Source organism: uncultured Pontibacter sp., assembly GCF_947502515.1.
GTDB lineage: Bacteria > Bacteroidota > Bacteroidia > Cytophagales > Hymenobacteraceae > Pontibacter.
Genome location: NZ_CANNAI010000001.1, coordinates 67,624 through 80,050 on the forward strand (window position 1 = coordinate 67,624; position 12,427 = coordinate 80,050).

Below are 12,427 nucleotides of genomic sequence, written 5' to 3' on the forward strand. Positions count from 1 at the left end.
TTTTCACGTAAATTTACGTCAATTAAACCTAATCTTCTCTATGAAAGGTTTCATCTCCGAAGACCGACACCCACTTTTAGTTCTGCTACTGTTGCTGGCATTCATGCTGGGCGGCTATTTTGTGGCCAGTTTCCTATACCTGGTGCTGGTAAATGCGGTGCTCGGAATAGAGGTGATGGACCTGACTAATTTGCTGGCTAATCCGACGGAACATCCGGAAGCAGCCGACGCGCTTTTGCTCTTTCAGGGCCTGGTGCAGTTCTGTTCTTTCGTACTCGGGCCACTCTTAATGCTGCGTTTGGCTGGTGTGAACATCGATCACTACCTGAACTGGAAAAAGCTTCCTTTGCCAACTTTGCTGCTTTTGGCGGGCTTTCTGGTTGTTTTTATCATGCCAGCCAACTCACTTATCATCAACTGGAACGCCGAGCTCTCCCTGCCGGACTTCATGAAAGGCTTTGAGGAGTGGGCCCGTGCTAAAGAAGATGAACTGGCCGAGCTCACGAAACTGATTGCCAACTTCGGAACCTTCCCGCGCCTGCTGATGGGCCTGCTCGTGATCGCGGTTATACCTGCCATAGGCGAAGAGCTGGTGTTCAGAGGCATCCTGCAGCGACAGGTGCACCGCTGGTCCGGCAACGCGCATGTGGCGGTGTGGGTAGCAGCAATCATTTTCTCAGCTATACACGTGCAGTTCTTCGGCTTTGTGCCGCGTGTGTTGCTGGGAGCCTTATTCGGTTACCTATACCTATGGTCGGGCAACATCTGGGTGCCAATTGTGGCGCACTTCTTCAACAACGGTTTCACCGTGTTTTTGCTATACCTGCAGCAGACGGGCGCTATCGATTTTAATGTAGAGTCGACGGAGCCGATGCCGATCATGACCATTTTGATATCGGCGGTGCTGAGTGCAGCCTTAATCTATTACCTTTACAAGCAGTTTATGCTGACGCCCACTCGCCCCGAAAGTATAGCCGAGGCTGCAGATGAGCGCCGGAACCAATAATTCAAGACGAACCACCCGGCTGATGCTGCCGGTAACCTGTAACGCATGAGCACCAAGCTATCTGCCCTTAGTAATTTACAGCAACGCCTGATTGTAGGAGTATTAGGGGCGGCACTCTTTATCGGAGGTATAATTTTCAGCGAGTGGACCTTTTTCATCCTGTTTCTGGGGCTCACCGTGCTGGGCACATTGGAGTTTTATAAACTGTCAGAGGTAGCTGGCATCAAGCCCAACAAGGTGTATGGCACGCTGTTGGCGGCCGGAGTTTTCATCGCTGTATTTCTGATCGACAAAGAGTACATGCCAGCCGAGCTGCTATACCTGATACTGCCTGCCCTGTTCCTTATATTTGTGCTGGAACTGTACCGCAAAGAGCCGCAGCCGTTTACCAACATTTCTTTTACCATACTGGGCGTACTCTACATCGCTGTACCATTTTCGCTGCTACAGTTGCTGGGTTATCTGGAGGGTGAATACCGCTGGCAGCCTATCCTGGGGCTCATGCTGCTGATCTGGTCATCTGACACGGGGGCTTACATCGCCGGCAAAAACTTTGGCAGAAACAAGCTCTTCGAGCGCATTTCTCCGGGCAAAACCTGGGAAGGCTGGGCGGGCGGCGCTATATTGACCGTGCTGGTTGGCTGGCTGCTGTCCATGTTCTTTCATGATTTGGAACTATACCAGTGGATAGGCGTAGCTATTATAGTATCGGTTTTTGGCGTGTTGGGCGATTTAGTGGAGTCCCTGCTCAAGCGCAGCCTGGGTGTTAAGGATTCGGGTACGCTGTTGCCTGGCCACGGAGGCATTTTGGACCGCTTCGACAGCCTGATCCTGGCCGTTCCATTCATCGTCGCATTCCTCAAAACTTTCTAAATTATTGTTGATTAAGGTGTAGGTATGTGTAAATAATATTTACATAACTTTACCGCCATAATTGTTAATCACTGATTAATTCAAAAGCTTAAAATGATGTTATACAAAGAGCCTGCACCGATCAAGGATAGAGAAAATCCTTTCGAATCGATGATGTCGCGTTTTAATATCGCGGCAGAGGTACTTGGGCTGGATGAGGAGGTTTACAATGTCCTTAAGACTCCAACGCGTCAGGTAATCGTGAACGTACCTGTCACAATGGATGACGGCAAAGTGCGAGTGTTTGAAGGTTACCGCGTTATTCACTCTACTATCCTGGGTCCATCAAAAGGTGGTATCCGTTTCGCGCCGGATGTGTTCCTGGACGAGGTGAAGGCCCTGGCTGCCTGGATGACCTGGAAGTGTGCCGTGGTAGACATCCCTTACGGTGGTGCCAAAGGCGGTATCATCTGCGACCCTTACGCAATGTCGGCAGGTGAGATGGAACGTCTGACAAGAGCCTATACCCAGGCTTTGATTGACATCTTCGGCCCTGACCAGGATATACCTGCTCCGGACATGGGCACTGGCCCGCGCGAGATGGCCTGGTTGATGGACGAATACTCCAAAACCAAAGGCTCAACCGTACACGCTGTGGTAACAGGCAAGCCGCTTGTGCTGGGTGGTTCACTCGGCCGCGTAGAGGCGACTGGCCGCGGTGTGATGGTGTCGGCTATGGCGGCCATGGATAAACTGGGCATGGATCCGGCCAAATCAACGGCAGTGATTCAGGGCTTCGGTAACGTAGGTGCCTGGGCAGCTAAGCTGATGGCTGAGCGTGGTGTGAAGATACTGGGTGTGAGCGACGTGAGCGGTGCTTACTGGAACGACAACGGTATTGACATCGAAGAGGCTATCGAGTATAAGAACAACAACAACGGCCGTCTGGAAGGTTATAAGAACGCTGAGAAGATCAGCAACGACGACCTGCTGATTGCTAAAGTAGACGTGCTGGTGCCAGCTGCTGTGGAAGATGTGATCACGATCAAGAACGTGGACCAGATTCAGGCCCGCCTGATCGTGGAGGGTGCCAACGGACCTACTTCATACAAAGCAGACAACATCATCAACGAAAAAGGCATCATGGTAGTGCCGGATATCCTGGCTAACTCAGGTGGTGTAACCGTATCTTACTTTGAGTGGGTACAGAACCGCATGGGCTTTAAGTGGACGCTTGACCGTGTGAACACACGTGCTGAGCGCATCATGAACGAGTCATTTGAGCGTGTGTATGCTGCCTCTCAGAAGTACAACGTGCCGATGCGTATTGCGGCTTACATCGTGGCAATCGACAAAGTAGCGATGACTTATAAGTATCGCGGCGGTTTCTAAGAGAAGATTTTTATTAAAATAAACGAAAGTTTATATATTTTTGAAGCAGATAATAGCCCATCTACGAAACTGGATGGGCTATTATAAGTTATATAAGACCTGTAGCATTTAGTTTTCACGGATGAAAATTCATAAGGAAGGAAGAAGGATTCTATTTTTTACATTGCTGATTTTGTTAGTGCTCAACCTGTTGCTCTACAATTTCAACGCCGACAACAATACCTTCAACAAGATTTTCTCCGGTGTTTCAGCTGTTCTGTTTCTGCTTATCCTGCAGTTTTTCCGCAGTCCTTACCGCAACCTGTTATTGCACGAAGATCTGATCGTAGCGCCTGCCGACGGCAAGGTGGTAGTGATCGAGGAGGTAGAGGAGACAGAGTATTTCAAAGACAAGCGCAAGCAAATCTCGATCTTCATGTCACCGATTAACGTGCACATCACACGTAACCCGGTATCAGGTATTGTGAGCTATTTCAAGTATCACCCGGGTAACTACTTTGTAGCCTGGCACCCGAAGTCGAGCACGCAGAATGAGCGTACGACTGTGGTGGTAGAGTCCACTGCCGGTCCTGAAGTGCTGTTCCGTCAGATTGCCGGTGCCATGGCCCGCCGCATTGTGTGGTATGTGAACGAAGGCGACGAAGTAAGTCAGGGTGAGGAGTTTGGTTTCATCAAATTTGGTTCGCGCGTGGATATTTTCCTGCCACTGGACACAGAGGTGAAAGTGGAACTCGGTCAGAAAACCAAAGGCGGTCAAACTGTGATTGCTCAGCTCAAGACTGAAACTCCGACCTTCTTCGGATAAGATTCTAAAGTATAGGTATACCTTACAGGAGGTAAAAAAAGGCCGGCCCAGGATAATCCCAGGGCCGGCCTTTTGCTTATTAAGCACATTGTAAAGAGCTTCAGGTCAGTTGCTTTTGTTCTATGTATTAAACAGGGCAGCTGTATAAGCAGAATCAGGATATTGTATGTTGATCACCGCACATTAACATTCTCCTTTATATAGCGTTAGCAGATAGGAGAATAACTGTGTCGCCTGAGGCAACTATGAAACAAATCTGCTACCTGTTACTGACACTGAGCCTGGCTTTGCTTTCGTCCTGTGAAGAGCTGTTTGAGTACCACCCGAACCAGATCAAACTAAACGACGACGAGCGCAACCTCACCGCCCGCAACCTGGCGCGGCTACAAAACCAGCAGCCCGGCGATACGCTGCACCTGCTCGTGATGGGCGATACGCAGCGCTTTTATGACGCCGCCAGCGCCTTTGTTGACGCCGCCAATACCTTCCCCCATATCGACTTCGTCATTCATCAGGGTGATATCTCTGACTTTGGCATGTCACAGGAGTTCCGGTGGGTGCACGACATCATGAAACGGCTGAAGTGGCCATACCTGACCGTGATCGGCAACCACGACATGCTGGGCAATGGCCGCAAGGTATACCAGCAGATGTACGGTGACTTTAACTATGCCTTTGACTACGGGCATACCCGCTTTGTATTCATTGATACAAACAGTCTGGAGTACAATTACAATGGACAAGTACCCGATATCGACTGGCTGAGTAAACAACTGCTTCACCAGGAAGGCGATAGTTGGGAGCAGGCCATCGCAGTGTCTCACATACCTCCTTATGACGATGACTTTGATACGGCTTTGGAAAGAGCTTTCCATAGAACACTAAAGGAGAGTGAGCGGGTGCAATTGAGTCTACACGGCCATATCCATGGCTTCAGGGCCGATTTTCGCTATGATGAGGAGGTGCTATACCTGGCTACCTCCACTGTAAAGAAGCGTGAATTTACATACCTGAAAGTATGGGCCGGTGGGTACAGTTTTGATAGAATTGCCTACTGATATGGAGCGGTTCTTTATCACATATCTCGTCGCTTTGCTATTCCTGTTGAGTCCTTACGAGGGACATGGCCAGGAGCGGTCGTTTTCACCCTATCATGTCAAGGTACAGTATGCGGGTAGCATTGGGTTTGCTTCGGTTGGTGTCGGGCGGAGCTTTTTTCGTGAAAAGCTGGAGACAGACCTGTTTCTGGGCTATCTGCCCGAGCGCATAGGAGGAGATCGCATCTGGACGGCCGCCCTGAAGACTACTTTTGCACCTTTCAGGCCCGTGCCCCTGAAGTCGCTGGACTGGCAGCCATTGCGCACCGGGTTTCAAGTGAGCCATACCTTCGGGGAGGAGTATTTTATCTTTGAGCATCACGACAAGTATAGCCGAGGCTACTATGGTTTCCCGACGGCAGTACGCCTATACCTATACCTGGGTGGGCAGATGGACTTCACTCGTGTAGAGAAACTGCAACGGTTTGGGCTGTACTACGAAGTGGGCACCAGCGCCGAGTATTTGATTTCATATATCCAGAACCCGCGATACCTGGGGCCAGGCAAGATATTTAACCTAGCACTAGGCATGCGGGTGAGGCTGTAGTAGAGTAAATTTATTGGGAGCAACCTCAAAAAAGAATGGCCTTACCCCGAAGCAGGGATAAGGCCATTCTTTTTAGCGAAAGCAGAGCTTAATACCAGCTTTCTACGAGCTTCATCAGTTGCTCGAGGTACTTCTGGTCAACTTCGTCAAAATCGTCTAATTTGTCACTGTCCACGTCCAGCACCAGTTTCACCTCACCGTCTTTTATGACCGGTATCACGATCTCCGATTTAGAGTCGCTGCTGCAGGCGATGTGTCCCGGAAAGGCTTCTACGTCAGGCACCAGGATCGTCTCCTGGCGGGTGAAGCAGGCGCCACATACGCCTTTGTGATAGGGAATACGGGTGCAAGCCACCGGCCCTTGAAAGGGACCCAGCACCAGTTGGCCCTCTTTGTTGAAGTACACGCCTACCCAAAAGAAGCCCATTCCCTGGCGCAGGGCGGCCATCATGTTGGAGAGGTTAGCGATCAAATCGCTCTCGCCGGTAACCAGCGCCTCGATCTGAGGCACTAAGGCTTTATATTTTTCTTCTTTCGTTAGATTCTGGTCTACTATAAGTGATTCAGCCATAATGGATAAGGTATAAGCATAAGTGCGCATCGAGGAAATCTATACCTGATAAGAGGTACAACGCTCCGGCGCGGGATTTATAAATTAAGTTTTGATATACTGTTTCGGTAATGCAACAGCCTGTCGGAGCCAGCTGCCTGCACTTCAAGCAACTGGCTGTGCACCATACCTGGAGCCGGTGTGCCATCGCGCAGTACACAAGTCTGGCTCTTGAAACAGATTGCTTCGTCCCACAGGTTTTCCTTCAACAGGCTTTTGAGTAGGTAAGTGCCGCCTTCCACGAGCAGCGACAATACCTGGCGCTGGTGCAGGTCCTGCATCAGCTGCGGCAGCAGCGGTTCGTTTTCGCGGAGCTGCACATAAGCTAGGTTCTCGTGCTGCTGTTCCCTTTGCTGGTAGGTATACACCACGGTTAGCAGGCTCTTGTCAAACAGGTGCAGGTGGTCGGGCAGTTGCAGTTTGCGGTCGATGACCACCCGCAGCGGACTGTGCCCGGGCCAGAAGCGGGTGTCGAGGCGTGGGTTGTCACACGCTGCCGTGTGGCTGCCCACCATGATCGCCTGCTCTTCGGAGCGCCACTTATGCACCAGCCTGCGCGACAACGGACCGCTGATCTGCACCTGCTGGTTGTTTTGTCCGCTGATAAACCCGTCTGCCGACTCTGCCCATTTCAGCAGGATGTAAGGCCGCTTTTGGGTATGAAACGTAAAGAAGCGCTTGTTCAACTCCAGTCCTTCGTTTTCCAGCAGGCCTACTTTCACCTGTGCACCCGCATCAAACAGCTTCTTGATGCCGCGCCCTGCCACTTTAGGGTTCGGGTCAGTATTGCAAATCACCACATCACGTACGCCACTGCTGATCAGCAGATCGACGCAAGGAGGAGTTTTGCCAAAGTGCGAGCAAGGTTCCAGCGTTACGTATACTCGGCTTTTAGGTAACAGGCTTTTGTCCTGCACACTTGCGATGGCGTTAACCTCAGCATGAGAACCACCAAACTTGCGGTGCCAGCCCTCGCCGATTATGCGTCCCTCATGCACCACCACACAGCCCACCATGGGGTTCGGGTAGGTATAGCCGCTACCCAGTCTGGCCAGTTCCAGCGCACGCCGCATGTAGAGTTCGTCAGTCAAGTTCAGGAGCTTAGGAGTTAAAGGGTTTAAGATCAAGTAAAAACCAAGTCAATAATAGAAAACAAGTTGATTTTACACTTGTGACTTATACGCGATAAAACTTTACTTTTGCAAAGTTACCTAAAATCAAACAAAACCTATACCTGTGGCCACCATACTGCAAACAGCTCGATACATCCGCGAAAGCATACAACATGCCTATCCTGAACCTGAGGCCGGGGCCATTGCGCAGCTGGTACTGGAGCATGTGCTACAGAAAAACCGTATGCAGCTCAGCCTGGGGCAACAGGAGGAAGTCAATGAAGAGCAGGAGACGCAGATAAAGCAGGCTGTGGAACGGCTGCAAAAGCAGGAGCCAGTGCAGTACGTACTTGGCACCGCCCACTTTTACGGCCTCGACCTACAGGTAGATGAGCGTGTACTGATACCCCGCCCCGAAACGGAGGAACTGGTGGATCTGGTCGTGCGTGAGCACCAAGGTCACAGTAATCTTCAAGTACTTGACATCTGCACGGGCAGCGGCTGTATACCTTTGGCACTGGCTGCCAATTTGCAGGTCCGTCAGGTATACGGGCTGGAACTATCAGAGGGCGCATTGAAGGTGGCCCGAGCGAATGCCCGCCAATTGAAATTGCCGGTTGCCTGGCTTCAGCAGGACGTATTTGAACCGCTCCTTGGTATAGCATCTCATTCTTTGGATATCATTACCAGCAACCCGCCCTATGTCAAGGAGCAGGAGAAAGCGCTGATGCGCACCAATGTGCTGGAGTTCGAGCCCCATCTGGCCCTGTTCGTGCCAGATGAAGACCCACTGAAGTACTATCGGCGCATTACAGAAATAGGGGCAGAGTTGCTCAAAACAGGCGGACGGCTATACTTTGAAATAAATGAACAGTATGGCGAAGAAGTACGGGCTTTGCTGTTGCAGGCGGGTTTCAAGCAGGCGCAAGTGGTGCAGGACTTGTTTGGCAAAGACAGGATCGTGAGAGGAGAGCTGTAGAGTATTGTACGCATTAATAAAGCAGCACTTAATCTGCCAGGGCTACGTCTGGTCTGCCTATACCAATAAATACAGTTTAATATTATATTTTTGTGATGCCTCCTGTTGTAGCAAAGCCTGTCATCTGAACCCGGTACTCTAATAATACAGTACAAGTGCTTTGATGAAATATACTAGCACCAGAAGACTCCTAGGAAGTGATTGCTGATCTGTTGGCGATCAACCAGAATATACAAGTTGTTAAACAGTAGTCGGTCATAAGCGGCTGCACAACATGAAAGCTTTTTGCAAGCTTGAAAACAAATTATATGAAGAAAATATTAGTGACAGGTGGGGCAGGGTACATCGGCTCCCATACCGTGGTGGAACTAGTGGAGGCAGGTTACGAGCCCATTATCATCGACAATTTCTCAAATACCGAGGAGCGCTCCTTGCAAGGTATAGCCGATATACTGGGTCGCGAAATCACTTGCCACCGCATCGACTGTACGGATGGCGCAGCGCTGCGCAGTGTCTTTGAAAAGGAAACAGGTATAGCCGGCGTGATTCACTTTGCCGCTTACAAAGCCGTTGGTGAGTCAGTGGCCGAGCCGCTCAAGTACTACCACAACAACGTGGGATCATTGGTGGCTCTGCTGCAGGTGATGGAGGAGTTTAAAGTAAATAAACTGGTTTTCTCCTCATCCTGCACTGTATACGGTATACCTGACAAGCTGCCTGTAACAGAACAAACGCCGGTGCAGAAAGCCAACTCACCTTACGGCAACACCAAGAAAATCTGTGAAGAGATACTAACCGACCTGGCGACCAGTGGCAGCGACATGCATACTATTGCACTGCGCTATTTTAATCCGATTGGAGCACATCCATCTGCCAAGATCGGCGAACTGCCGCTCGGAGTTCCAAACAATCTGGTGCCGTTCATTACGCAGACCGCCGCAGGTATACGCAAAGAGCTTACGATTTTCGGCAACGATTACGACACTCCAGATGGCACCTGCATCCGCGACTATGTGCATGTGGTGGATCTGGCGAAGGCACATGTGGTCGCCATTGACAGACTGCTGTCTGATAAGGCGGAGCATATCGAGTTCTTCAACGTGGGCACTGGCACTGGCAACACAGTGATGGAGGCGGTACAGGCTTTTGAGCAGGCTACTGGCGAGAAATTAAATTATAAAATTGGCCCACGCCGTCCGGGAGACGTGCCGAAAATATACGCCGACGTAACCAAGGCTACTGAGGAGTTAGGTTTTAAGACCACCAGCACCTTGGAAGAGGCCATGAAGAGCGCCTGGGACTGGCAAATGCATTTACAAAAATCAACAGTACAGCACTAACATATGAACTTACTTATTACCGGCGGTGCCGGCTTCATCGGCTCGCACGTGGTGCGGCTGTTTGTGGAGGCCTACCCGCACTATAACGTCTTCAACCTCGACGCGCTGACCTACGCGGGCAACCTGCAGAACCTTTCGGACATCGAGGGGCGGGAGAACTACACCTTCCTCCGCGGCGACATCACGGACGCCGCGTACCTGGAGGAAATCTTCGCTGAGCACCAGTTCGAGGCGGTGGTGCACCTGGCGGCCGAGTCGCACGTGGACCGCTCGATCGCGGGGCCCATGGCCTTCGTCCAGACCAACGTGATGGGCACGGTCAACCTCTTGGAGGCCTGCCGCTGCAGCTGGGCGGGGGACTACGCCGGCAAGCTCTTCTACCACGTCTCCACCGACGAGGTGTACGGCTCGCTGGGTGAGGAGGGCCTGTTCACCGAAAGCACCCCTTATGACCCGCGCTCGCCCTACTCGGCCTCCAAGGCGGCCTCGGACCACTTTGTGCGGGCCTGGTTCCATACCTACGGGCTGCCGGTGAAACTCAGTAACTGCTCCAACAACTACGGCCCCAACCACTTTCCCGAGAAGCTCATCCCGCTGGCCATCCACAACATCAAGGCTTTAAAGCCCGTGCCTGTGTACGGCAGGGGCGAGAACGTGCGCGACTGGCTCTACGTGAAAGACCACGCGAGGGCCATCGAGGCCATCTTTCACCGCGGCAGGGTGGGGGAGACCTACAACGTGGGGGGCGTGAACGAGTGGCGCAACATCGACCTGATCGAGCTGCTCTGCGACGTGATGGACGAGAAGCTGGGACGGGAGAGCGGTGAATCGAGAAAGCTGATCACCTTCGTCAAGGACCGCGCCGGCCACGACGCCCGCTACGCCATCGACTCCTCCAAGCTGATGGAGGAGCTGGGCTGGGCGCCCTCGGTGACCTTCGAGCAGGGGCTGAGAAAGACCGTGGACTGGTACCTGCAAAACGAGGCCTGGCTGGAGGAGGTCACCACAGGCCACTACCAGCAGTACTACGCGCAGCAGTACGAGGGCAGATAAGGAAAGGAACAAGCACACAGATGAAAGTAATAGAGACATTTCTGGGGGACTGCCTGCTGCTTGAGCCGGCGGTCTTCTCAGACGAGCGGGGCCACTTCTATGAGAGCTTCAACGAGGACAGGTTCAACGCCCTGGCGGGAGAAGAGGTGCGCTTCGTGCAGGACAACCAGTCCTACTCCACCCGCGGCGTGCTGCGGGGACTGCACTTCCAGCGCGGCGATCACGCGCAGGCAAAGTTGATGCGGGTGCTTAAGGGGGAGGTGCTGGACGTGGCCGTGGATATCCGACCCGGGTCCGAGACCTTCGGGCAGCACTTCTCGGTGGTGCTCAGCGCCGAAAACAAGCTGCAGCTCTTCATCCCGCGCGGTTTCGCCCACGGCTTCGTGGTGCTCAGCCCGGAGGCCGAGTTCTTCTACAAGTGCGATAACTACTACCACAAGGAGAGTGAGGGCAGCATCCACTACGCCGACCCGGAGCTTGGCATCGACTGGGGCCTGAAGGCGTCCGAGCTGGTCGTCTCCGGCAAGGACCGCGAGAGCCCCTCCTTCGCCGCGTTCAGGCAGGGCCTGTGAGTACTGCCAGGCAGCGCTGGGAGGCGATTGCCGAAGACATGACTATCTTTGCCGAAGTGGCGCGTCAGACGGGGACGCTCCGAGCATCAACCATAAAAATCGAATAGAAGACAAATGAAAGGCATCATCCTGGCCGGGGGCTCCGGCACCCGCCTCCACCCCCTGACGCTGGCCGTGAGCAAGCAGCTCATGCCCGTCTACGACAAGCCCATGATCTACTACCCGCTCTCCACCCTGATGCTGGCCGGCATACGCGAGATCCTGATCATCTCCACGCCGCACGATTTGCCCATGTTCGAGCGCCTGCTGGGCGACGGCTCGCAGATCGGTTGCAAGTTCAGTTATGCCATTCAGCAGACACCGAACGGGCTGGCGCAGGCCTTCGTGATCGGGGAGGAGTTCATCGGGGGGGACAAAGTGGCCCTTGTGCTGGGCGACAACATCTTCTACGGGGCCGGCATGGGCGCGGTGCTGCGCCAGAACGCGGACCCCGAGGGGGGCGTGGTGTACGCCTACCACGTCACGGACCCGGAGCGCTACGGGGTGGTCGAGTTCGACGCAGAGGGGAGGGCCGTCTCCATCGAGGAGAAGCCGAGTGAGCCGAAGTCAAAATACGCTGTGCCGGGCCTCTACTTCTACGACAATGAGGTGGTGGAGATCGCCAAGAACCTGGAGCCCAGCCCGCGGGGCGAGTACGAGATCACGGACGTGAACCGCGAGTACCTCAAAAGGGGCAAATTGAAGGTGGGGGTGCTCAACCGCGGGACGGCCTGGCTCGACACGGGCACCATCCAGTCGCTGATGCAGGCGGCCACGTTCGTGCAGGTGATCGAGGAGCGGCAGGGGCTCAAGATCGGCTGCATCGAGGAGGTGGCCTGGCGCATGGGCTACATCTCAGACCAGCAGCTTAGAGAAGCCGCAGAGCCGCTCCGCAAAAGCGGGTATGGCGAGTACCTGCTCCGCATCATGAAAGAAAAGACATTTAGGTAAGTAGATACGAAGCCCAGCCTAAGTCATAAAGCTGCCTGTGCTAATGCATGGGCAGCTTTTTATTTGAACAGA

13 protein-coding genes are annotated in these 12,427 nt (G+C 53.0%); 11 read left to right on the forward strand and 2 right to left on the reverse strand.

Translation table 11 applies throughout. The features are described 5' to 3' along the window. The first annotated feature begins 40 nt into the window (after positions 1-40). The 6 genes from Q1A54_RS00330 to Q1A54_RS00355 all read left to right on the forward strand — a co-directional run bounded on the left by Q1A54_RS00330 (position 41) and on the right by Q1A54_RS00355 (position 5,699). On the forward strand, positions 41-1,006 hold the full coding sequence (locus Q1A54_RS00330) for a CPBP family intramembrane glutamic endopeptidase (protein ID WP_299984164.1): 966 nt from the start codon (positions 41-43) through the stop codon (positions 1,004-1,006). Positions 1,007-1,051: 45 nt separating this feature from the next. Beyond that, positions 1,052-1,879 carry a phosphatidate cytidylyltransferase gene (locus Q1A54_RS00335; protein WP_299984166.1) on the forward strand — a complete coding sequence of 276 codons (828 nt, stop codon included), beginning with the start codon at positions 1,052-1,054 and terminating at the stop codon, positions 1,877-1,879. A 96-nt stretch (positions 1,880-1,975) separates the two neighbouring features. Next, positions 1,976-3,250, forward strand: coding sequence for a Glu/Leu/Phe/Val dehydrogenase (locus tag Q1A54_RS00340; RefSeq protein WP_196119389.1), 1,275 nt, complete (start codon positions 1,976-1,978; stop codon positions 3,248-3,250). A gap of 121 nt (positions 3,251-3,371) precedes the next feature. Continuing rightward, a complete protein-coding gene (locus Q1A54_RS00345) occupies positions 3,372-4,055 on the forward strand; it encodes a phosphatidylserine decarboxylase family protein (protein ID WP_196119301.1) in 684 nt (227 codons plus the stop codon). A gap of 245 nt (positions 4,056-4,300) precedes the next feature. Beyond that, positions 4,301-5,113 carry a metallophosphoesterase gene (locus Q1A54_RS00350; RefSeq protein WP_299984170.1) on the forward strand — a complete coding sequence of 271 codons (813 nt, stop codon included), beginning with the start codon at positions 4,301-4,303 and terminating at the stop codon, positions 5,111-5,113. A gap of 1 nt (position 5,114) precedes the next feature. Further along, a complete protein-coding gene (locus tag Q1A54_RS00355) occupies positions 5,115-5,699 on the forward strand; it encodes a hypothetical protein (protein ID WP_299984172.1) in 585 nt (194 codons plus the stop codon). An 88-nt stretch (positions 5,700-5,787) separates the two neighbouring features. Here the strand turns inward: Q1A54_RS00355 and Q1A54_RS00360 are convergent, their stop codons facing one another. Further along, positions 5,788-6,270 (reverse strand): GAF domain-containing protein, encoded by a 483-nt coding sequence (locus Q1A54_RS00360; protein WP_196119295.1) that lies wholly within the window; start codon positions 6,268-6,270, stop codon positions 5,788-5,790. 77 nt (positions 6,271-6,347) lie between these two features. Then, on the reverse strand, positions 6,348-7,400 hold the full coding sequence (ribD, locus tag Q1A54_RS00365) for a bifunctional diaminohydroxyphosphoribosylaminopyrimidine deaminase/5-amino-6-(5-phosphoribosylamino)uracil reductase RibD (protein ID WP_299984175.1): 1,053 nt from the start codon (positions 7,398-7,400) through the stop codon (positions 6,348-6,350). A 145-nt stretch (positions 7,401-7,545) separates the two neighbouring features. Between ribD and prmC the strand changes: the two genes are divergently transcribed. From prmC to rfbA, 5 genes are all read left to right on the forward strand, one after another. Continuing rightward, entirely contained in the window at positions 7,546-8,400 is an 855-nt protein-coding gene (gene prmC, locus Q1A54_RS00370) for a peptide chain release factor N(5)-glutamine methyltransferase (RefSeq protein ID WP_299984177.1), read from the forward strand. Between the two features lie 308 nt (positions 8,401-8,708). After that, entirely contained in the window at positions 8,709-9,740 is a 1,032-nt protein-coding gene (gene galE, locus Q1A54_RS00375) for a UDP-glucose 4-epimerase GalE (protein WP_299984179.1), read from the forward strand. A 3-nt stretch (positions 9,741-9,743) separates the two neighbouring features. Continuing rightward, complete coding sequence (gene rfbB / locus Q1A54_RS00380; protein WP_299984181.1) at positions 9,744-10,793, forward strand: dTDP-glucose 4,6-dehydratase; 1,050 nt, start codon at positions 9,744-9,746, stop codon at positions 10,791-10,793. Positions 10,794-10,813: 20 nt separating this feature from the next. Further along, positions 10,814-11,365 carry a dTDP-4-dehydrorhamnose 3,5-epimerase gene (rfbC, locus tag Q1A54_RS00385; protein ID WP_299984182.1) on the forward strand — a complete coding sequence of 184 codons (552 nt, stop codon included), beginning with the start codon at positions 10,814-10,816 and terminating at the stop codon, positions 11,363-11,365. Between the two features lie 114 nt (positions 11,366-11,479). Continuing rightward, positions 11,480-12,355, forward strand: coding sequence for a glucose-1-phosphate thymidylyltransferase RfbA (rfbA, locus tag Q1A54_RS00390; RefSeq protein ID WP_299984183.1), 876 nt, complete (start codon positions 11,480-11,482; stop codon positions 12,353-12,355). Positions 12,356-12,427: the final 72 nt, after the last annotated feature.

What these genes read in the sequence shown, in the direction of transcription:
- Q1A54_RS00330 (WP_299984164.1), top strand. Translation starts at nt 41, where the DNA reads ATGAAAGGTTTCATCTCCGAAGACCGACACCCACTTTTAGTTCTGCTA.
- Q1A54_RS00335 (WP_299984166.1), top strand. Translation starts at nt 1,052, where the DNA reads ATGAGCACCAAGCTATCTGCCCTTAGTAATTTACAGCAACGCCTGATT.
- Q1A54_RS00340 (WP_196119389.1), top strand. Translation starts at nt 1,976, where the DNA reads ATGTTATACAAAGAGCCTGCACCGATCAAGGATAGAGAAAATCCTTTC.
- Q1A54_RS00345 (WP_196119301.1), top strand. Translation starts at nt 3,372, where the DNA reads ATGAAAATTCATAAGGAAGGAAGAAGGATTCTATTTTTTACATTGCTG.
- Q1A54_RS00350 (WP_299984170.1), top strand. Translation starts at nt 4,301, where the DNA reads ATGAAACAAATCTGCTACCTGTTACTGACACTGAGCCTGGCTTTGCTT.
- Q1A54_RS00355 (WP_299984172.1), top strand. Translation starts at nt 5,115, where the DNA reads ATGGAGCGGTTCTTTATCACATATCTCGTCGCTTTGCTATTCCTGTTG.
- Q1A54_RS00360 (WP_196119295.1), bottom strand. Translation starts at nt 6,270, where the DNA reads ATGGCTGAATCACTTATAGTAGACCAGAATCTAACGAAAGAAGAAAAA.
- galE (WP_299984179.1), top strand. Translation starts at nt 8,709, where the DNA reads ATGAAGAAAATATTAGTGACAGGTGGGGCAGGGTACATCGGCTCCCAT.
- rfbB (WP_299984181.1), top strand. Translation starts at nt 9,744, where the DNA reads ATGAACTTACTTATTACCGGCGGTGCCGGCTTCATCGGCTCGCACGTG.
- rfbC (WP_299984182.1), top strand. Translation starts at nt 10,814, where the DNA reads ATGAAAGTAATAGAGACATTTCTGGGGGACTGCCTGCTGCTTGAGCCG.
- rfbA (WP_299984183.1), top strand. Translation starts at nt 11,480, where the DNA reads ATGAAAGGCATCATCCTGGCCGGGGGCTCCGGCACCCGCCTCCACCCC.